At 54.0% G+C, this 19574-nt stretch carries 17 protein-coding genes; 14 read left to right on the plus strand and 3 right to left on the minus strand.

Annotation, left to right across the window (positions count from 1 at the left end):
- Positions 1–287: hypothetical protein (locus AC2FIS_RS20530; RefSeq protein ID WP_496775163.1), on the plus strand; the 287-nt coding region annotated here is incomplete at its 5' end.
- Between the two features lie 77 nt (positions 288–364).
- Positions 365–970: a YrbL family protein gene (locus AC2FIS_RS20535; protein WP_496775164.1), complete on the plus strand. Its 606-nt coding sequence runs from the start codon at positions 365–367 to the stop codon at positions 968–970.
- A 99-nt stretch (positions 971–1069) separates the two neighbouring features.
- Here AC2FIS_RS20535 and AC2FIS_RS20540 read toward each other — a convergent pair whose 3' ends face one another.
- Together AC2FIS_RS20540 and AC2FIS_RS20545 are read right to left on the minus strand one after the other, a co-directional pair.
- Positions 1070–1735: a YrbL family protein gene (locus AC2FIS_RS20540; protein ID WP_496775165.1), complete on the minus strand. Its 666-nt coding sequence runs from the start codon at positions 1733–1735 to the stop codon at positions 1070–1072.
- Positions 1736–2026: 291 nt separating this feature from the next.
- On the minus strand, positions 2027–4426 hold the full coding sequence (locus AC2FIS_RS20545) for a DUF3141 domain-containing protein (protein WP_496775166.1): 2400 nt from the start codon (positions 4424–4426) through the stop codon (positions 2027–2029).
- 392 nt (positions 4427–4818) lie between these two features.
- Between AC2FIS_RS20545 and AC2FIS_RS20550 the strand changes: the two genes are divergently transcribed.
- From AC2FIS_RS20550 to AC2FIS_RS20585, 8 genes are all read left to right on the plus strand, one after another.
- The gene (locus tag AC2FIS_RS20550) at positions 4819–5643 is read left to right on the plus strand and encodes an ABC transporter substrate-binding protein (RefSeq protein ID WP_496775167.1); all 825 of its coding nucleotides are present in this window, start codon (positions 4819–4821) and stop codon (positions 5641–5643) included.
- Positions 5644–6504, plus strand: coding sequence for an amino acid ABC transporter permease (locus AC2FIS_RS20555; protein ID WP_496775168.1), 861 nt, complete (start codon positions 5644–5646; stop codon positions 6502–6504).
- Positions 6501–7232, plus strand: a complete 732-nt coding sequence (locus tag AC2FIS_RS20560) for an amino acid ABC transporter ATP-binding protein (RefSeq protein WP_496775169.1) — start codon at positions 6501–6503, stop codon at positions 7230–7232. Before AC2FIS_RS20555 ends, AC2FIS_RS20560 begins: the two co-directional genes overlap by 4 nt.
- Positions 7233–8365: 1133 nt before the next feature.
- A complete protein-coding gene (locus tag AC2FIS_RS20565; RefSeq protein WP_496775170.1) occupies positions 8366–9622 on the plus strand; it encodes a phage head spike fiber domain-containing protein in 1257 nt (418 codons plus the stop codon).
- Positions 9623–9935: 313 nt separating this feature from the next.
- The gene (locus AC2FIS_RS20570) at positions 9936–11093 is read left to right on the plus strand and encodes a polysaccharide pyruvyl transferase family protein (protein ID WP_496775171.1); all 1158 of its coding nucleotides are present in this window, start codon (positions 9936–9938) and stop codon (positions 11091–11093) included.
- Positions 11090–12391 (plus strand): oligosaccharide flippase family protein, encoded by a 1302-nt coding sequence (locus tag AC2FIS_RS20575; protein WP_496775172.1) that lies wholly within the window; start codon positions 11090–11092, stop codon positions 12389–12391. Before AC2FIS_RS20570 ends, AC2FIS_RS20575 begins: the two co-directional genes overlap by 4 nt.
- A gap of 97 nt (positions 12392–12488) precedes the next feature.
- Complete coding sequence (locus AC2FIS_RS20580) at positions 12489–13469, plus strand: glycosyltransferase (protein ID WP_496775173.1); 981 nt, start codon at positions 12489–12491, stop codon at positions 13467–13469.
- Entirely contained in the window at positions 13466–14776 is a 1311-nt protein-coding gene (locus tag AC2FIS_RS20585) for an O-antigen ligase family protein (RefSeq protein WP_496775174.1), read from the plus strand. The genes AC2FIS_RS20580 and AC2FIS_RS20585 overlap by 4 nt, the downstream gene beginning before the upstream one ends.
- Positions 14777–14811: 35 nt before the next feature.
- On the opposite strand, the gene AC2FIS_RS20590 is transcribed toward AC2FIS_RS20585, so the two are convergent.
- On the minus strand, positions 14812–15456 hold the full coding sequence (locus AC2FIS_RS20590) for a Crp/Fnr family transcriptional regulator (RefSeq protein ID WP_496775175.1): 645 nt from the start codon (positions 15454–15456) through the stop codon (positions 14812–14814).
- Positions 15457–15622: 166 nt separating this feature from the next.
- Here AC2FIS_RS20590 and pssD point away from each other — a divergent pair, with 166 nt between their 5' ends.
- The 4 genes from pssD (at position 15623) to AC2FIS_RS20610 (ending at position 19172) form a co-directional block, all read left to right on the plus strand.
- Entirely contained in the window at positions 15623–16129 is a 507-nt protein-coding gene (gene pssD / locus AC2FIS_RS20595) for a PssD/Cps14F family polysaccharide biosynthesis glycosyltransferase (protein WP_496775176.1), read from the plus strand.
- Complete coding sequence (gene pssE / locus AC2FIS_RS20600) at positions 16126–16590, plus strand: PssE/Cps14G family polysaccharide biosynthesis glycosyltransferase (protein WP_496775177.1); 465 nt, start codon at positions 16126–16128, stop codon at positions 16588–16590. Before pssD ends, pssE begins: the two co-directional genes overlap by 4 nt.
- Positions 16591–16885: 295 nt before the next feature.
- A complete protein-coding gene (locus AC2FIS_RS20605; RefSeq protein WP_496775231.1) occupies positions 16886–18592 on the plus strand; it encodes an MlaD family protein in 1707 nt (568 codons plus the stop codon).
- A gap of 1 nt (position 18593) precedes the next feature.
- Entirely contained in the window at positions 18594–19172 is a 579-nt protein-coding gene (locus AC2FIS_RS20610; RefSeq protein WP_496775178.1) for a PqiC family protein, read from the plus strand.
- The last annotated feature ends 402 nt before the right edge of the window (positions 19173–19574 follow it).

The following is a 19574-nucleotide window of genomic DNA, read 5'->3' on the forward strand; positions in this document are numbered from 1 at the left end:
CCCGTCACAAAATGGGGCAGAACAATCTCACAAATCACTCCATCACTCATAACAACACCAATAAACGCAGCAGTGAACTAACAGTGGACATGGTGTTGTCATATTGGCTTCACCCTTATCAACGAATGCTGATGCTCGGGCTTTTAGGGCAGAATGATGGGGTACGGAGGCGCGTCATACATCTGCACAATCTGGGCTTAAGAACCGTACCGCTTCACTATCGATACGTACCGCAAGATGCCGGTACTAAATGTCTTGTTTCGGCATCTGGTTGTCCTCAAACATGAAAAGGACTAATTGGAGACCTTGGTTTGAGAGGATGGCTGTAATCGGTGATCTTCTTTATTAGGATCGGCAAAACAACATGATAGACTTAAGTAAAATTCGGCCATTGCGAAGAAGCCGCAACTACGAAATTTATCAGCATCCGTTTATTGAGCGCGCGCTGTTGAAAGTCCGGGTGGATGAACCGGTGCGCAACCACGTGATTCCTCGTTATGCTGAGAGACGCTATGGCAACCTCCGTCAGTGGAACCGGGAAGCAAACGAATACTTAGCCGCGCTGACACGAGGCTGCCCCGAGATTGAACGCCTTGCGGATTTTATGGGGTATGCGGCGACATCTCAAGGACCCGCGCTGGTGGTCGAAAAGATGACCGGTCCTGATGGCGATTTGGCGCCAACGCTGGAGTCGGAACGGGCCGCATTGGGTGATGACATGTCAGAGCGCAAGCAGCTGTACGGTGAATTCATGGAACTCATGGACGACCTTGAACGTGGCCGGATTATCGTGGGCGACCTGGGTTTTGAAAACATTGTACGGGCGCAAGAGCGCAATGGAAAACTGGTCGTCATCGATGGCTTGGGCGAAAGAGTGTTGTTTCCGCTGACGCTGGTTTCTGACTTAGCATTCCGCAAATCCATCGAGCGCCGCCGGACGCGCATGGGCCAAGCATTTGGTCTGGGCTGATAGAACCCACTCTAGGGCAATCAAATGGCGTCGATTTGGCTTCGCTTCATAAGCCAACAGTCGAACCAAACAAGGACCTGTTGAATCCAATCAACTGGGCTAGTCAGACGATTGGCCCTTTGCGGCGTCTATCAATTCAAAGAACTTTTTTCGAACTTGGCCGAGCTTGCGGTCATTGTAACTGCGAACCCATCTTCGCAGAGGAATGACTTGTTTAGACCCAAAGCTGTCAATCCAAACCCATCGCCCGGATCCGTCGGGCCATGTTTGATAGACAAGATTGCCAGTGTTCTTGTTGCTTATGACGACACGTTCTTCTGACAATTGGTCGAAGTGTCTATTGAGATCGCTCAAATGCTGAGGGGTGAGGCGACTTTCGGCAATCAACTGACCCAGACTTGGGGAAAGCTGTCCATCCGGATCAGAAATGCGTTCATAGACCAACGCCAGACCTTTGTCTGTCGGTGCGGTGCCAAACACCCTACAAACGGGCATCACGTCCGGACTTTCCTGATGGCGAACCATCAGAAAAAACGCTTCGTCAAACTCACGCATGAAACCCTTAAAAGCGGTAGCTCTGCGAAACAGTCGGTCATACCACTTGTCGGTTACAAGCCTCGAACCTGCATCCATCGTGTGAGGTTGCGGAACCTTTAACAATAGCCCTTTGTCAAATGGGTGTTCATATACGAATTGCCTGTTTCCCTTTGCGATAACAGGGCTGTTTCCTAGTTCAAGCAGGGTGGGATTTTGGTGGAATTTCATAATTTCTGTTTAAGTTGATTCCGGACCAGCGCAAGTTGTTTTTTGACCAATGATATTGTTACGTTAAACGCCGGAGACAATTGCAATCATGATGCTTGGAATTCAAGCTGCTCAGGGACGGGTACCATCTTGAATGTTGCCGTGAGCCAAATGGGGTCGCCGCAGTACCAGCGGACGCGCCTGATCTCTGGAAAGGTCATGCCCTAACGATGATCACCTGGCTGCACCGTCCGACACTCTTTGCAAGCGATGTCAAAAAACTTGGAAATACCGGTTCGGTGTCCAGAGTTTTCAGATCTTGCGACCCTTTCGCACGCCCGTAGCTTTCCGTTTCGTGGGGGTTTCGGCAAACCCCTTCGGGGTTTTCAGGTTCAGCGCATGGCACAAATCGCGCGCCATTGCCTTCAGCTCTGGGGTTGGGGCCTTGACCTCACCGATGATCCGATCGATCAGCGCCACCGCCAGCGCCCGGTCTTCAGGTTGCGATAAAAGATCCGGCAGGGTCTCCACTGCGCCATCGGGGTCGAGCGTTGCTATAATCGATTGTTCATGCAGCAGATGCTGGCGGTGTTCTACCGATAGGTCGGCAAAGGGCTCTTCCCGAGTGAAGATATCTGACCACCGATCCAGCATCTCGGAGCGATAGCTGCGGTTGCTACCCCCAAGCAGGATCAATATCCGGACCACCGCTTCGGCCACGCCGCCCTGCCCCATATGTGCCAGGGCCGATTTAACTTCGGGCAGCGCGTGCAGGCTTTCAAGATCGGGCAATGTGCGCCGCTCTGCCTGCTGCTGTCCGAACGTAGCTGCCAGCGGGCCGTTCCAGAGCGCATGGAACGTCATCTCGTACCAGGCGTCACGCAGGTCCCGGCCCAGATCCATCGCCTGCTCAACCCAGTCCGCCGTCAGCTTTTCGACCGTCAGGAACGGGTTGTCGGGTGCGGCAGGTGCGCGTTGGGCACGGGCCGCCTGCGCCAGTTGCTGAATCCCGAAAGCGGCAGGCGAATGCGACGATTGAACCGCCCGTTGAACCCTCAGCGGGTGAAGGTCGCGCAGCGCCTTCGCGGTGCTCGGCGTGGTGAGTGCCTGCACCGCCGGGCGGGCAAAGGTTTCGTAGAGGCCAGCCTGCAACACGGACACCTCAGCCACTGCGGCAAAGCCGGTTTCGTCCCGCCGCCCGTCATCCAGCGCCGCAACATCGGTCAGCCGACGTTCCACAAACCGGATCTCGAACCGTTTTTCGGCCCCCTCACCCTCGATATTTTCGATCTGCATCTCGTAAAGACCGGGGGCCATTGCCTCGACGGTTTCCAGCGTCGAAGTCAGTCCGGAATGTTCTTTTCGAGCGACTTTCGAAGACACGAAGATGCCCAAATGCCCGACCTCTTCATGCAGCATGTAAATGATGCGCTGGCCGCGCAGGCGGATCTCTTCTTCTTCAGTATAGGTGTCGGCGATCCAGTTCAGCGCCTGCTGAGGCGGAGTGATATTGTCGCCGTGACTGGCAAAGACAAAGATCGGACCGCGAACCGCCTTGATGTCCAGCGGCACGCCGGGCTCTAGCTGAGCGGTGTTCCGGACCAGCCGGTTGCCGACAAATAGCTGTTCGACGATCCAGTGAATTTCTTTCTCGTTCAGTATAAAGAAACCGCCCCACCAGCGTTCAAAATCAATGAACCGTTCGCGCCCGCCTTCGGGGTCGCGATAGAGGTCGAAATACTTGCCAAAATAATTCCGGCTGGGGTTCAGCTGTTCGAAATTCATCACCAGATTGGCCCCGTCGAATTGCCCCGCCCCCAGATCGGACCAAAACATTGGCTGCCAGGTGCCGCCAAGCACCCCGCCATTGTAACGCATCGGATTTTCGCCGACCTCGCCCGACCACGGCGAAACCGGCGCGCCGTTCAGAACCAGAGGACCGGTCAGGTCGGGATTGCAGGCGGCCATCAGCAAGGTCGCCCAGCCACCCTGACAGTTGCCAGTCACAACCGGCTGCGGGCTATCGGGGTGACGGGCGCGAACGGCGCGAACGAACCCGGCCTCGGCATGCATCACATCCGCCAATGTTTGTCCCGGCACCGGATCGCGCCGGAAGTTGACGAAGTAGACCGGATGCCCATTGGCCAGCGCCACGCCGACCTGACTATCGGGTTTGAACCCGCCAATGCCGCCGCCATGTCCGGCGCGCGGATCAATGATCACATAAGGGCGGCTCTGATCGTCAACCGCGACACCTTCGGGCGGGATGATGCGCAACAGCTGGTAATTGCAGGGCCGCTCTAGATCTGCACCATCGGCTACTACTTCGTATTCATAGGCAAGCACAGGCGGGCAACCGGCAGCCTCATGTTCTAGAAATACATCGCCGCGTTCGCGCAGTGCGTCCAGCGTCAGAACCACCCGCTGTCCCGCATCCCTGAGGTATTCCGACCAATTCCGCGCCACCGTCGCCGGTGTCATCTGCGTGGCCAGATCGGCAAACCCCTGTATCAGACGGTGGGTGCGCTGTGTGTGGTTTTCTGCGATCCGACGCGCGTTCAGCGATGCCGCTTGGGACAGCATTTCCCATTGTAACCCGGACCGGTCCAGAGCCCGCGCCACAGCTATTGCCGTCCGGTCCTGCAAATAGCCCGTATCATCAGCCAGCGTCCGGCTGGTCCCCAAGGTGTCCGCCTGAACATTCGATGTCATGAGAAACTCCTGTCATTCGACAATTGCCGTACTCGCCACCGGTGGCGTTGAAATTCCCCACCAAACGGCTAGATCCCAGCAAAGATCAACGCGGTCAGATCGGGATCGCGCGCAACTCCGACGCTATTGATTTATCTTTGGCCAAGCCGAGAAGCGCGTTCAAACCTTCAAGACGGAACATGGTAGACGCTCCTTCGGCAAATCGCTGCGATGCAGCATACTCCTATATTGGTTGCTTCACACTTTCCACAACTGCGACATATTTGTGTTGGTTCTATTGCAAAGGTCTTGACGAAAGAAGAGAACCCGCCATCACACTGCGGGATCAAACACCTAGACAAATCCCCCTGTGCATAAGAACCTGTGACCAAACAAAAACAGGGAGAAGATTGATGAAACTGATTGCTGGCCCAGCTCTGGCCTTATTTTTCTCGACGACCTCGGTGTTTGCCGCGGGCGATGGGACCTGCGCAAAGGGCAAGACCCTTACAGAGGGCACCCTGACAATCGCAACAGGTAATCCGGCCTACTATCCCTGGGTTATGAATGACGCGCCCGAAAGTGGCGAAGGATTCGAAGCCGCCGTTGCGTATGCGATTGCCGAAAAAATGGGCTACGACCAGGACAATGTTACCTGGGTTCGTACAAGTTTTGACGAGGCGATTCAGCCCGGCGCTAAGAACTTTGACTTCAACATGCAGCAGTACTCGATCACGCCCGAACGGGAAGAAATGGTTGATTTCAGCCTGCCCTATTACACCTCAGCCATGGCGGTTCTGACCACCCAGAACGTTGTCGATTCCGGCGCAGAAGCGACGTTGGACGGCCTCAAGGATTTGAAGTGGGGCGCTGTGGCCACGACGACAGCGATCCCGATGCTGAACGACGTGATCCAGCCGTCTAGTGAACCGCTGCTTTACAACGACAATGCTGATGTGAATGCGGCCATCATGGCCGGCCAGATCGATGCCGCAATTTATGACCTGCCTACGGCACTCTATCTGTCGGCTGTCGTGGTCGAAAACGGTGCTTTGCTTGGTCAGTTCCCTGCGGGGCAATCCGAAAGTCCTGATCAGTTCGGCGTTTTGATGGAAGAGGGCAATGCGTTGAAGGACTGCGTCAACACGGCCATCACAGAACTGACCGAAAGCGGCGAGCTTGCCGCGATTGAAACCCAATGGCTGTCCGAGGCTACAGGTGTACCGGTCATCGAATAGATGGAAGAAACGTCATTGCAAAAAGACTCGGTTGAGCGCCCTGCCGCGACGCCCACGCGTCGCGAGGTTTATGAAGCTGAGGTACGGCGTCGCTCAAATCGCATCGCGCTGATTTCAGTGGTCAGCGTGGCTCTTGCCATCGTCGCCCTCGTCCCGCTCGCCCCCGGTTGGGAGGCCGTACAACGCTCGTTTTTTAACGGCCGGGTCTTCGCCGAGACGTTTCCCGGATTGCTCGAAGCCTTTCTGATGAACGTGATGATTTTTGCGTGGTCTGCACCGCTTATTGCGATCACAGGTCTGGTTATCGCGCTGTGTCGGGACACGCGCGCACCTGCGCTTTTTCCGCTGCGGCTGTTCGGCATTGCATATACGGACATCTTCCGTGGCCTGCCGGTGGTTCTTGTTATCTACATTATTGGCTTTGGCGTGCCCGGGTTGGGCCTGCCGAGGCCTTGGAACAGCCCCTACATTTGGGGCACGCTGGCGCTGGTTTTGGTCTATTCGGCCTATGTGGCCGAGGTGATCCGCTCGGGCATTGACTCGATCCATCAGTCGCAGCGATCCGCCGCGGCCTCGTTGGGGCTAAGCGATCAGGACACCATGCGCTATGTGGTCTTGCCACAAGCCATACGAAACGTCGTTCCTGCCAATATGAACCTGTTCATCGCTTTGCAGAAGGACGTGGCGCTACTGTCCTTTATCGGCCCGGTTGAGATTTTCCGACAGGCTGGTGTTTACAAATCGCTCTATGCCAATTTTACGCCTTATGTGGGTGCAGCGCTTATCTTTCTTGCGCTGACCATACCAGCCACGCGGTATGCGGACTACCTTATGAACAAGCAGAACAGGGCCCGTACATGACAGCAAAGTTATCCTTGCGAGGGGTGCGGAAACGGTTCGATGATCACGAGGTATGCAAGGGCATTGACCTGGATGTGGCTGAGGGCGAGATGGTGTGCCTGATTGGCGCCTCAGGCTCTGGCAAATCCACGCTCTTGCGCTGCATGAACCTGCTTGAACCCATCGATGACGGCGAGATCTGGCTGGACGGGAAGGACATCTCGGAACCGGGGCTTGACCCACAGCCCGTGCGCCAACAGATCGGCATTGTGTTCCAGAGCTACAACCTCTTTCCCCACATGACAGCGGCAGAAAATGTGATGCTCGCGCCACGTCGTGTACGAGGACTGAGCAGAGACGACCTGCGCCCACGGGTGACCCAGCTTTTCACGCGCTTTGGGCTGGGTGACCGGATGGAACACTATCCAGACCAGCTATCGGGCGGCCAGCAGCAGCGGGTGGCTATCATCCGTGCGCTGGCGATGGAGCCCCAGATCATGCTGTTTGACGAGATTACAAGCGCGCTGGATCCCGAGCTGGTAGGCGAGGTGTTGGACGTGCTGAGGGACCTGCGAAAGCAGGGTATGACCATGGTACTTGCCACCCACGAAATGGGTTTTGCACGTGAGCTGGCAGACAAAGTGTGTTTCCTTGATGCCGGACGCATCCTGGAACAGGGTCCGCCCGAGGTACTTTTTTCCCAACCAAGCGAACCGCGCACCAAGGCGTTCTTGTCGCGCGTGCTGTGATGTCGCTGAGGTCCTGCAGATTCATCTAAAGATAACCCGTTCAGCAATGTCCAGTCGGATCAAGCCGATGTTTGTCTGCGTGTCTTATCCACGTCGAATGCGTATTCTCAGGACCCACTGATTTCCGATTGACCGCATGATTCACAGCTCAAAAATGGGCGCCGAATAAGCCATATCTTTTTTTGTCTAACGGATGCGCAGATGGCGCGTCTCGTGCTTGATCTTTGTCACACGCCTATCAACCGGACCACATGGCCCGGTCTTCGTTCTCATCTTTTATCACCTTAAGAAGTACGCTGAGCGTAAGAAACTCAATGAGCAAAACTGCTGCCTGTCTCAAAGGACAGGACGGGTCACAATCACCAACAAAGTGGACACTGCGATGATCCACCTTTCACGCCAAAACTTGCCCGGCATAGCACCCATCTCAATCAGGTCGTCATTGGATAGGTCACTCACTGGTAACCGGCTGGATTTGATCTACGCATCGTCTACCGGGGATTGTTTTATATTAAGTCTAAAATCCCAAATACCCATCGTTATTTCAGCCGCAGCATTAACAGCTTTCGACATACTATTCAGACATACTGTCTAATTCGCCTCACAGCGGTCGACAGAACGTCGGTCCCCACGAGGAGTTGAGCATGTTTTCCTGATCAAAGCGTACGATCAGTTAGTGCGGCTTCAACGATTTCCTAAAATTATTCCAAGTGAGAAAAGCTCAACCCAGCCACGAACGGCCACGGGGTGGCATCAAGGTAAAGTGCGTAAATTTGTGATCCAAACCTCTGATCGCACAGCTCCAAGTGCCCATGGGGAAGGGTGGAAAGGACTGGAATGCAATCACGATGTTCAACACGTTAAAGACCAAAAATAGGTTCCGTACAGAAAACGCTGGTCCGGCTCGACTAGCTTCAATCGACAATACTCGACATCAATAAGGTGAAATAAAATGGGCAGTTACAATGATTAGTTTCAGTCTTTCCATCCCGTCCCTAGCAGTTCGCAATGCCCATCGTGGGATTGGAAGTCTGAACCCGTTGGTCTGGTTCGATCCTTCAGATTTGCATACGCTGTTTCAGGATGGTGCAGGTTCAAAACCTGTGACGAGCCCGGGGCAGCCAGTGGGGTTAATGTTGGATAAATCGAACGGTCTTGCCAGTGGCCGGGATGTCATAACAGACGGGGACTTTAGCGAGGGCGAGACACATTGGAACTCGAACGGTTCCGTTTCAATGATTGATGGCAAGGCGCGTATTTTTTCACCAGATGGCTCTTACGCGAATGTTGTGCAGATAGGCATCCTGACGATCGGCAAGTGGTACCTTGTGGAATACAATGTTACAGCCCACGGATTCGGTGGCCTGAGTATCAGCGGTGTTCCGGGTAACCCGTCTCTGCCAGTCACCCCGGGCCGACACAGCGTCATTATAAAAACGACTGTTGATTATTTCAGCATCAAGCGGCGCTCGGGTCCGGCGGACGTGACCATTACCGATTTGTCGGTCCGTGAGATTGCCGGATACCACGCTGTTCAAACCGTCAACGAAGATCACCGGCCTACGCTTGCGCGCCACCCAGAGAGCGGGATCAGAAACCTGATTGACAACTCTGAGTCCTTTGTTGGATGGAACGAGGATGCTGCAATTCTGTCTTCCAATGCTGGGACCGCCCAGCAATCACAGATGGTCAAACTGACCGCACGGGCGGGGCAAAACGGTCGGACATCTACTACATTACCGTCCTCGGTGCAGGCAGCGCAAACCGCCACATTCTCGATTACCGCGTCCGCGGCTGAGTATCCAATCCTGTACTTCACCGGTGGCAATGGTTTTGCTGCATCTCGTGGATCGTTTGAGGTCGACTTAACGACTGGTACCATTCTTTCTGGTGTGCCGAATGTCCAGGACCTTGGCGACGGCTTGTACAGGGTGTCTACGCAACTGGATTACACCGGCTCGGGTGAAAAAACTCTCCACCTTCGGCCCCGTCAGGCAACGGGGGTCGATGTTGTGGGCGATGGAACAAAAGGCGTCCTGATTGCACAGGCGCAACTTGAAATCGGTGCCACGGCAACGCCATACCAAAACCGCAGCAATCGTCATGACATCACCGAAACCGGTGAGCGGACGCTCTGGTATCTGTCTGATGATCAGGGGCACGATCGGTTGATCCTTGATTTGCCCGACACCAAAGTGGACGCCGTCAAGTTTTGGGCTGATGAGAATGGGGCCTCGGTCCTGGCTGGCCAGACCATCGCAGCCGGAGAAAGAGTGTTGCCAGGCGGAGCGCGTCTTTACACCTTCGGCATCATTGACAGCGTGTTGTCCACGTTGAAAACGGTCAAGTTGCAGCGTTTGCTAGAGACCAGGTCGCTGACCTCGGCCTAACACGCATTCCCGTAACCAGAACGCTCGATGCGAGCGCTTGGAACCAGTGACCATTACCGCGCTCTCGGGGCTGCATGTCCCGAGAGCGTTCATCTTTGCCTGAAGCTTTGGAATCGCAATAATCTGATCTTTGCTGAACCGTGATTTCTTCGATTTATGCGCCTCTGTACTTTCCCATAGATTAAAGGCGGGTAGCATGGTGCGACGCCCAGATTTAAGCAGAAAAACCTGAGAAATATGCCTGATTTTAGAGGTCACATGGCACCCAAAAGTTTGTTGTTTAGGTGTCTGTCCAAGGCACGCGAAAGCATATATGTCACGCGCAAACAAACTACTCTTTTTGTGGGATTTCGTCGTGACAGAGCGAAAAAAAATTCTTTTGCATGCTTCTTATTTCGCTCCAAATTTTGGCGATGTATTGCTGTGGCGCATAACCTTGAATCTCGTGAAAAACTCTTTTCCGACAAGCGACGTGATGCAGGCCAACCTTCCTCCGGAAATGCAGAGCGTTTACGACCCGGAAAATGAGACACGCCCCCTCGCGTCAGGTGAGATTCCGGACCTGACAATCTTTGCCGGCGGCGGCTATTTCTGCCCCCCCGCCTCGGGCACGTTCAAGTGGCACATTAGAAACTACTTCAAACGGCACCGCCGCGCATTGAAGGCCGCGGCGAAAACCAAGAATGTCGTTTTTCTGGGCGTCGGCTTTGGGCCATTAGGATTTGGCATGATGGGCCGCGCGGTGCGGGCCATTCCGGCACAGAACGTATCACTAGCCTTGCTGCGCGACACGGAATCCCTGGGTTTCTTCAAGGGTTACTGCCAGACGCCACAGGCCACCACCTGCGATGACCTTGCCTTTTCCTATCTTTCTGCAAACCCCAAGCAACGCGAACACATTACACCCGATGACAACCTGATCGGTGTGCATATGGGTGACGCGGTCGATGACCCCGAGTGTCAGGAGCTGTTTCTTAAAACTCTGAAAGATCTAAAAAAACGCAACAATTGGCGGTATCGGATATTCATCGACTGCGACATTGATAAGGCACGCGCGAGCATTCCGATCATCAAAGATATCATCGGTTCGGATTTCGAAACCACTGTTTTTAAAGATAACCCCGACACGTTTTTGAACAATATCAAGGAATGTGGTCTTGTGATGACCACAAAACTGCACGTTGGCATTTGCGCCTCTGCAATGAGGGTTCCAGTTTTGTCGATCCCCTCACATATCAAAACGGCTCGCTTCTACCGCAAGATTGGCCTTGAAGAAGCCCTTGTTCGGTCACCTGAGGTTAGCGCCGAAATGGCGGTTGCGCACCGCACCAAACTGCTGGCAAGCAACGACACGCTGGCGGCTGCAAGCAGCGATTTTGACGTGGTGACCCGGTTGTTGACCAACGCTGTCCCGGCTGACGCATCTCCGGCTCTCGAACATATGATGAACCCGCAGTTTTCGGAACAATGAACAGCAATAACCCGCCAAAACGGCAGGCCACTGAAAAAGTTAGCGCACTGGGACACGGTATTCTCCGCATGTCGTCGGGCGCGATGGGCGCGCGCGTCCTTGGCTTGCTCAGCCTGCCCATTCTAACGCGGTTTTACACGCCCGAGGATTATGGGATTCTGGCGTTGTGCATGGCGATTGGTCTGACGGCGGCGCCCGCAGCCGGTTTGGGCTTTTATTTGGCTATCCCAATCCCACGAGCCGAGAAACACGCATTCGAACTGGCGGCCGTTTCGCTTGTCTCAACGGTGGCTACCGTCAGTCTGTGCCTGCTGGGTTTTTTCCTGTTTTTCGGAAATTCGAACGCATCGCTGCGGTTTGAGGCGTTGGCAGCGGGCAGCCTGGTGACGGCCGTTGTATGTACTGAAGTTCTGACGATGCTTGCGCTTCGTCACAAGGACTACCGCTCGATCGCCACCTCTCAGATTGCCAAGGCAGGGGTTGGAGAAGGCACAAAAATATCGTTGGGATTTATGGCCGCAAGCGGTCCGGGGCTGATCCTGGGCCAACTTTTGGGTTACGGTGCGGGCCTTTGGTATCTTGGGCGCCTGACCGGGGCGGGAAGAAATCTGCGCGACGCGCTTCGCTCGCCGGTACGCCTCAGGAAAACCATGAAGCGCTACCGATCACATCTTGTCTACCGAACACCTGCGCAACTGCTGGCATCATACGGGGTGCAGGCACCGGTGCTGATTGTTTCGGCGCTTTACACACCCGCAGCTGCCGGACAGGTATCCCTAGCGATCATGAGCCTTGCTCTGCCGGTCAACATGATTGGGCAAAGCCTGAATCGGGCGCTCTATGCCGAGTTGGCCTCAATTCGGCATGATCGCCGTGGCCCTGAAGAAGCCGTCATGGCGATTAAATTTGTCCTTCTGCGCGCAGCCGCCGCAGGCGCGCCATGTGCAATATTTTTGTGGTTCTTTGCCGAGTCTGCTTTCGTATTAGCATTCGGTGAGGAATGGCGCCTAGCCGGGCAACTTTCATCGGCGCTTTCGGTCTTCCTGTTTTTCCAATTCATTACCTACCCCGCAATGGTCATCCTGAATTTCGCAGGCGGCCAGGAGGCCTTTCTGAAGGTCCATTTGCAACGCGCCCTGATCAGTTCAGGCTTGTTGGCAGGTGGTGCTCTGATTGGGATGGATATCCTGGAGACGGTTGAAATTTTTGCCTGGGGGTTGGCATTACACTACGCCATCACGATCACAGTGATTTGGTTTTGGAAATTTAGAAAAAGCTTGGACTCCGGGGATTGGTAGGACGTTTGAGAAAAATGATCAGAAACAGGTTTTTTTCCGCTATCCGCGCGGCCGTTCCCTCGCGGGAAAAGCTTGCCCTTGCTGCAGAGAGGCCATCATGAAGATATTGCATGTCACCAATGCGTGGCCCAATGAAAACAGCCCGATCAAAGGGATTTTTATTCGCGAACAGATCGAAGCACTACGTAGCTATGGGGCCGATATCGATGTGGAAGTCATTGATGGGGCAGCCGGAAAGGCTGCTTATCTCAAGGCAGTTTCACATCTGCGTTCGCTCAGAGGGCGGTATGACATCATTCATACGCACCACGTATTGACCGGGCTGATTGCAGTCTCTGCAGGCGTTGGACGCGACAAGCATGTCACCTCGTTCCTGAATGGGCGCGGCACAAACATCCTGCGCATCCCCACCGGCCTTTCGAAAGCACTCGAGCGTTTTCTCGCCAGACGCACTGCGGTGAACATCTTCAAAAACGACAGCTTCACCGACATCCGCCGGCCGCAAGATGTCACGATTGCAAACGCAGTTGACCCCGATCAGTTTCAGATCATCGACACGGCGTGCGCGCGCCAGGTCCTGGATCTTGAGGGGTCGGCCTTTCGACTTCTTTTCGTTTCGGCCAACAACCTTCACCGACCAGCAAAGCGCCTTGACCGGTTTCAAGACATCGTTTGCAAGCTTCCCGAACATGGCATCCATTGCGAACCGCTTTATCTGAGCAATGAGCCCCGAGACCGGGTGCCCTACTTTTTCAACGCCGCCGATGCGTTGGTGATCACCTCGGAGCACGAAGGCTCACCCAATGCGGTGAAAGAAGCCCTGGCGGTTGGCTTGCCAGTGGTTTCAACTCGCGTTGGTGACGTACCCACGCAGACCCAGTGGGTGAAGGACAGCTACGTCGTGGATCCGTTTGACGTTGATGTCTTTTGCGCGCATATCGCGGACATCGCACGCAACCGGAAAGCAGATCGGGCGCTGCGGCGTGCACAATACCTGGCGCACGCCAATGGCCCGGCGGATGCGGCTGAGCGTATTTTGAAGATTTACCAAAACGTATCGGAGCCAGTTCAGATATGAGTCTCAATAGGGCAGGTCTGATAGGGATCATTGCCTTTTCAGGTTCGACAGGACTGCTGCCATTGGCAGTGGGTGCCCTGCTGCTACTGCCTGCCCTCGTCGTCAGTTTTACCAAGGTCTTCAGTGGCAGCCTCCGTTTCAACTACACGTCGCTCACGGCTTTTTTTGCAGCTCTGGTCTGGATCGCTGCAATCTGGATATCAACGTTCTCAGGCGGGCTGACAGAATATCATTCTGGGGATTCAGTGCAGTCTGCTTTGCGATTTACCGGTTCCTTCGTCATTTTTTTGATGGCCTATTCCATGGGTCAGCGGGATGTCCCATTTCTGTTGTCCGGTTTTGTCATTGTCTCGGCTCTGCATGCGACAATTGCCATTGCGCAGTCTTATCTTGGGCTGGCCGCTAATATTCACGGGCAGGACCGCGCGTCCGGCGTGCTGACGCCCAACGTGCTGTCAAATCTGCTAGGGTTTGGCTTAATTTGTTGGTTCGCTTTGTGGAACCAGATGGTCCCCAACTCGGTCAGCAGGCGAAAATTACTGGTAACTGGGACATTAATTGCCACGGGGATGGTGGTGGCTGGGACATTGAAGAACATCGTGGTTCTGGCGGCCATTCTCAGCGCCTACTACGTGCTTTCGTCCAAGCGCGAGATCGTCCCGCGTATCATCCTGTTCGTAACAGTTGTGATACTGGCCAGCCCGTTGATCCTAATGTCGGAACGTATCGTGGTGCGGGCGCTTGATTCATTCCGAACCCTGTTCAATTACTTGGGGTGGATCCCGTCCTTTTCCTCGACAGTCGAGGCAACCGATTCACTGTTGTGGCGCTATCGGCATTGGGAACTGCTGGTTTCGGATTGGCTGCAAAACCATTTCTTCACCGGCTCCGGCATCGGGCAAGCCAGAAACATGGCGGGCGTACGCGCCTTTTACAACGAAGATGCGACTGCACATAGCGACTGGGTGGCAGTCGTGGTCGAGGGCGGTGCACTATTTATGCCAATCTGGGTCGGATGTGTATTGATCATGTATCTTTGCGTTTTAAACGCCGTCAAACGCCTGGGCGAGCGTCACTTGTTCATTCTCCTGATCGCCTATCTCTATTTCATCATGATCGCTGGAAATGTGGTATACACAATTCCATTTCTTTATTTTCTCTGGGCGCTTATGGGCGTACTTCTCATACCGCAAAACCTGAGCACAAAAGCCCATTTCCTATCGCCGGATCTGCATTTGGCGCAGGATCGCCCAAAAGTGCCTGACCTTGCAAGAGAACCCGCGCGGGATCTGAGCGGTGCATTATAGGCAGCCTCAGAAATCCATAGATAGCATCCCGAAACTCAAGGTCTTAAAACGGCACCGTACTCCATTTCGTGAAGCCGCTCGAGGAAGGATGCATTCAGAATAATGATCGAGCGATCCTGAATTCGGATTACGTCGGCGCGCTCCCACTCTTTCAGGCATCGATTCACGTTGCTGCGGGTACTGCGGACCATGCTTCCGATATCGGATTGCGTCACAAACGCACCGATCCTGATCGCCTGCCGTCCGTCGATCGAGATCGGCTCGCCGATCTGACTGGCAACGCGCAACAAAGCTTCTGCAAGGCGCGCCGACAGGCTGTTCATCGTCAGACAGCGCGTAGCGTCAACGAATGTTCGGAACCTTTCCGCAACCAGATCGCTCAGAGCCTGGCAAGTCGACATGTTCGAGCGGCTGAGCATGTTCAAAACATCTCTGCGAATACGATAGACAGTGACAGAATTCAGCGCAGTTGCGGTGCCCGCATATTGGCTTTTTTGGAATACACCCAACTCACCAAACGTGTCACCGGGGCGCAGAATAGCATAGGTAAACTCGGAACTGTTCCGTGTCAGGCTGCTCAGGCGGACATAACCATCGGCCAGAAAGCCGTACCGGACTAAAAAGATCACTGCGAGCAAGATCACCTCCTTGGGAAATTGCCCGCCTCTTATCGGGATCATGAGCTGACTTTCGGACCAACTAATCACAGAGCCAATCACTCACTACATCTACGAGCGCCAATGGCCAAAACTCTGCAACAGATCCCGGCATAGACACTGCTATTTGCCTTAGATAAAGACATGTGACTCAGATTAGGGTTGAACAAAGGTCGGAGTTTTGAGGGCGGTGAGAACAATTTTTTCAAAGAAGCAAGATGCTCAAGGCAGTCAAGTATTGTTGGTATTTGGCGAAGGTGGACACAGGGAACAAATGGCTCGCCTTGTGAAGTTGCTTGAGTTTGATGCCGCCTATTGTACCGCGATTGTAGATCGTGCTGAACTTGCCAACGGCATTGCTTCCACCGAGTACGTGGCACTTCCAATGAGAGAAAAGGAAGCAACATCGTTACCAAAATCCGTTTCCTTGGCGTTTAAGTCATTCTCTCGTCTGCTGTATCTGGCCGCCAGCTCCAAATGCCGTGTTCTTGTATCAACGGGTCCGGGTATTGCAGTGGTTCCGGCCTTAGTTTTCAGGCTTACAGGGCGTAAAGTGATTTACTTGGAAACGTGGAGTAGATTTTCCAGCAGATCAGCGACAGGCAGGTGTATGTACCGTATCGCCAACCTGTTTTATGTGCAGAATAAATCTCTTTTAGAGCTTTTCCCCAATGCTGATTATTCGGGGCGGTTATGAAGTTTGTGACCACGGTTGGAACCACCGCTTTTGACAGTCTAATTGAAAATGTAGACACGCTTGCCAAGACGTTTGAAGAGTATGAATTCCTATCTCAAATCGGTCCGGGGCATTACCAGCCGCGCAATCATCCCTGGATAATAAGAGAAAGAAATTTCCTCTCCCGCCATCGCGATGCCGTTCTCATCACCCACTGCGGTGCTGGTACGGTTTACTTTTTGCTTGAGGAAAAAATTCCTTTCATCGCGGTCCCAAACCTTGGGCGCGCAGACACTCACCAGATCGAACTCGCCCAGTTTCTGCACCAAAATTCCTATGCGCCGGTCTGCTTCGATGTCGAGGAGCTATCAGCGGTTTTCCAGAATCGAACATGGGAGACTTTTTCATTTAAGCCGTATGAGAAAGAGAGCTTCTTCCGAGCTGAAGAAATACGTCAGAAGATTTGCCAATGGCGGCAGTAGAAGAAATGCCGTTGCAGCGCGATACCATGTTGAACCAATCTGATCTATCCCGCTTCAAGGGTTTCCGTTTCCCGCATTCGGTCGTCGGCTGTGCAGGGCATCACTGTCTCCTCCGAAACGGACCGGGGCTGGATAGCGCGTTTTGGTATCCAATTCGCCGCGAAGGTTCGACGGGACCGGCCATACCCGGCGGACAATTGGCACCTCAACGAGGTCTTACCTTGATAAAGAAACCGAGTTCTGGCTGGTAACTGCGAAGGTCACCTCCAGCGGAATATCCGGCATCAGCACTTTATTGTCAGGGGCCTTCATCAATGTCGACTGGGACGCAGAACCAGGCGACAAAGAGCGCCGATTTGTAGCAAGGAGCGATCCGCCGGTCATCCGACCCGGGCAGAAGGGGATCGAAATTACACTGAGCTCACCGGAAAGCGGTTCGGTATCAGTTGGCGCACCTGTCTTGCACAAGGGCGTAAATATGGGTTCTGTCGAAGCTGTAAACTACGACGAAAGCACTGATACGGTTCTTGTCACAGCTTTCATAAACGATCCCTATGGCAAACTCATAAATACTGGAACGCGTTTCTGGAACGCATCTGGTATCGGACTTGAACTCAGTGACGCTGGAATTCAGTTGCAAGTCGGGAGCCTAGCATCGTTATTGCAGGGCGGCATGGAATTCGACACTGCAATCTCGGGCGGCAAACCAATCGAGAGCCGCGCGGTGTTCGACCTCTACCCGTCCGAAACACAGGCCAAAGAAAGCCTACTGGATGACGATCTGCGGGCAACCGTGCGCCTGTCATCGTCGTTTGACGGCTCGCTCAATGGCCTCAAGGAAGGCTCGGATGTCCTGTTCCGCGGTCTGAAAGTCGGGCAGGTCCAGAATTTATCGGCCCTCACAATAGTCGATGATCAGGGCGGCCCCTCTATTCGGATACTTGCGACCTATACCGTTCAGCCAACCAGACTTGGCCTGGAATCCGTTGCAACATCCGACCAGACGATGGAATTGCTGGCCGGCATGGTCAAAAAATCCGGTCTACGCGCACGACTTGCAGCCAACTCGTTGTTTTCTGGCGGGCTGCATATTGAGCTTTATGAAGATTCAGAGGCAAAACCAGCTGTACTGAAGCGCGATCAAAAACCTCATCCGCTTATGCCCACGACGCCCACCCCGCCAGAAACTCTTGCAATCGCGGCAGAAAGTGTTCTGGACCGGGTCGCAGCACTTCCTATCGAAGAGATCATGGATCGGACGATAAAATTGATCCGGGATGTTGACGCGATCATATCGGACCAGAACACCAAGGCTATTACCAAGGACGTGCGGGAACTGCTTGAGAACGTGAACGCGGTTGCGGCGTCCGATGGTATTCAGAACCTACCGGCAGACCTGCAGGGCGCGGTTCATTCGGTCAATGATATCCTGAGACGCTTTGACGAAAGCGACGGCGTCGAGAATATCGTGCAGTCGCTTAAGGAAGTGCGGACTGCTGCGGCGAATGTTTCGACCGCCAGCAACGGAATTCCGAAACTGCTGGAAGACATCGACGCCTTTGTTGCGAAGGCGGACGCGTTGCCGCTCAACACCGTTGTCAATTCGGCGGACGAAGTATTGCAGTCTGCCAGCAACTTCCTGCAAAATCCGGAAATGGACAATGTTCCTGGCGCATTGTCGAGCGCATTGGAACAAGCAGGACTAGCTTTGGAAGACCTGCGTGAGGGAGGTGCCGTCCAGAACCTCAATCAAACTTTGAGTGCGACCAATTACGCAGCGAGCAGTATCGCCGGCGCAGTCAAAGAATTGCCTGAACTGGCCGAGCGTCTAAACACGCTGGCGGATACAGCCGAGGCAACCATCGGTGCTTATGGACCAAATTCTCCGGTTCATCGTGAAGTTCAGGCCGCAATCGATGACCTGCGCGAGGCGGTCAATTCGATCAATGCTCTGGCCCAGGCAATACGGCGCAAACCCAATTCCCTTTTGGTAGGGCGGTGACATGATACAAAAATACATTCGAAATCTCTGCCCGCTGATATTCTGTGCAACTTTGGCTGCTTGTGGCGGGAATGAGGAACGCTATCTTTTGCCTGAAATCACCGGTGCCAAGACCTATCGTTCGGGGGTACGCACGATCGAGGTACTGCGTTTGGATCTGCCAGCGTATGCCGAAGACAGCGAGATATCAATTCTGGGCGATGATGGCGTCCTGCGCCCCACCAAAAGTGGTTTCTGGGCCGACTCGCCCGAGCGTGCCTTAAGCGAAACATTGGCAGCTGGTCTTGATCAGGCGTTGAACGCCAGCGTCGCCACGGAACCGTGGCCGTTTGATACACCGCCGCAGGTTCAGGTTGAAGTGAAGGTGCGAAACCTGACCGGTGTTCCGGGGCAAATGCTGACTCTTTCGGGGCAGTATTTTGTGAAATCAGTTTCGCTGGGTTATCTGAACAAAGCGGCGAGGTTCTCGTTCGCCGTGCCGTTGGCCGATAGCTCGGTGACCGCGCTGGCAGCGGCGCAAAGTGAAGCGCTCAAACTGCTTACGGATAATATCGCCCGAACTATTGCTGGCGTAAAATAGTGGACAAAAATTTGCGCCGCATCGTCCATCCTGCTTAAGCAGGATGGTCCTGCCCCCCCAGCAAGAAGGTTGTCACGGGGTCGGTACTAAATGGTGGGACATGTACACCGCCAGAAATTGCCGGTTAGATTGTCCACCAATACCCTAGTTGGAGCAACTAGAGTGAAAGACCGTGGCAAATCCGAACCGATTGTAGCGACACGAAACCTCCTATCCGCCATCAGTAGGTAAATTGCAGGTCATTTTGTTCTTGCCGACAGGGCGACAGATGCGGACAAATATGAACCCAGCACAAATTTGGCGGCTATTCAACTTTCTGGCGCCTTTGACGTACAGCAAAGAATTCAAAACGGATCTAAAGGGATAGCTCATTTGCGCACACGGCCCGAACAGGTCGGCTCA

This window comes from Ruegeria sp. CDSB113, assembly GCF_059611045.1.

Excerpts from the sequence above, each read along its gene's own strand:
- AC2FIS_RS20565 (WP_496775170.1), top strand. The coding sequence starts at position 8,366 with ATGTTGGATAAATCGAACGGTCTTGCCAGTGGCCGGGATGTCATAACA.
- AC2FIS_RS20560 (WP_496775169.1), top strand. The coding sequence starts at position 6,501 with ATGACAGCAAAGTTATCCTTGCGAGGGGTGCGGAAACGGTTCGATGAT.
- AC2FIS_RS20610 (WP_496775178.1), top strand. The coding sequence starts at position 18,594 with ATGATACAAAAATACATTCGAAATCTCTGCCCGCTGATATTCTGTGCA.
- AC2FIS_RS20590 (WP_496775175.1), bottom strand. The coding sequence starts at position 15,456 with ATGATCCCGATAAGAGGCGGGCAATTTCCCAAGGAGGTGATCTTGCTC.
- AC2FIS_RS20540 (WP_496775165.1), bottom strand. The coding sequence starts at position 1,735 with ATGAAATTCCACCAAAATCCCACCCTGCTTGAACTAGGAAACAGCCCT.
- AC2FIS_RS20545 (WP_496775166.1), bottom strand. The coding sequence starts at position 4,426 with ATGACATCGAATGTTCAGGCGGACACCTTGGGGACCAGCCGGACGCTG.
- pssE (WP_496775177.1), top strand. The coding sequence starts at position 16,126 with ATGAAGTTTGTGACCACGGTTGGAACCACCGCTTTTGACAGTCTAATT.
- AC2FIS_RS20585 (WP_496775174.1), top strand. The coding sequence starts at position 13,466 with ATGAGTCTCAATAGGGCAGGTCTGATAGGGATCATTGCCTTTTCAGGT.
- AC2FIS_RS20575 (WP_496775172.1), top strand. The coding sequence starts at position 11,090 with ATGAACAGCAATAACCCGCCAAAACGGCAGGCCACTGAAAAAGTTAGC.
- AC2FIS_RS20550 (WP_496775167.1), top strand. The coding sequence starts at position 4,819 with ATGAAACTGATTGCTGGCCCAGCTCTGGCCTTATTTTTCTCGACGACC.
- AC2FIS_RS20555 (WP_496775168.1), top strand. The coding sequence starts at position 5,644 with ATGGAAGAAACGTCATTGCAAAAAGACTCGGTTGAGCGCCCTGCCGCG.
- AC2FIS_RS20570 (WP_496775171.1), top strand. The coding sequence starts at position 9,936 with ATGTCACGCGCAAACAAACTACTCTTTTTGTGGGATTTCGTCGTGACA.
- AC2FIS_RS20535 (WP_496775164.1), top strand. The coding sequence starts at position 365 with ATGATAGACTTAAGTAAAATTCGGCCATTGCGAAGAAGCCGCAACTAC.
- AC2FIS_RS20580 (WP_496775173.1), top strand. The coding sequence starts at position 12,489 with ATGAAGATATTGCATGTCACCAATGCGTGGCCCAATGAAAACAGCCCG.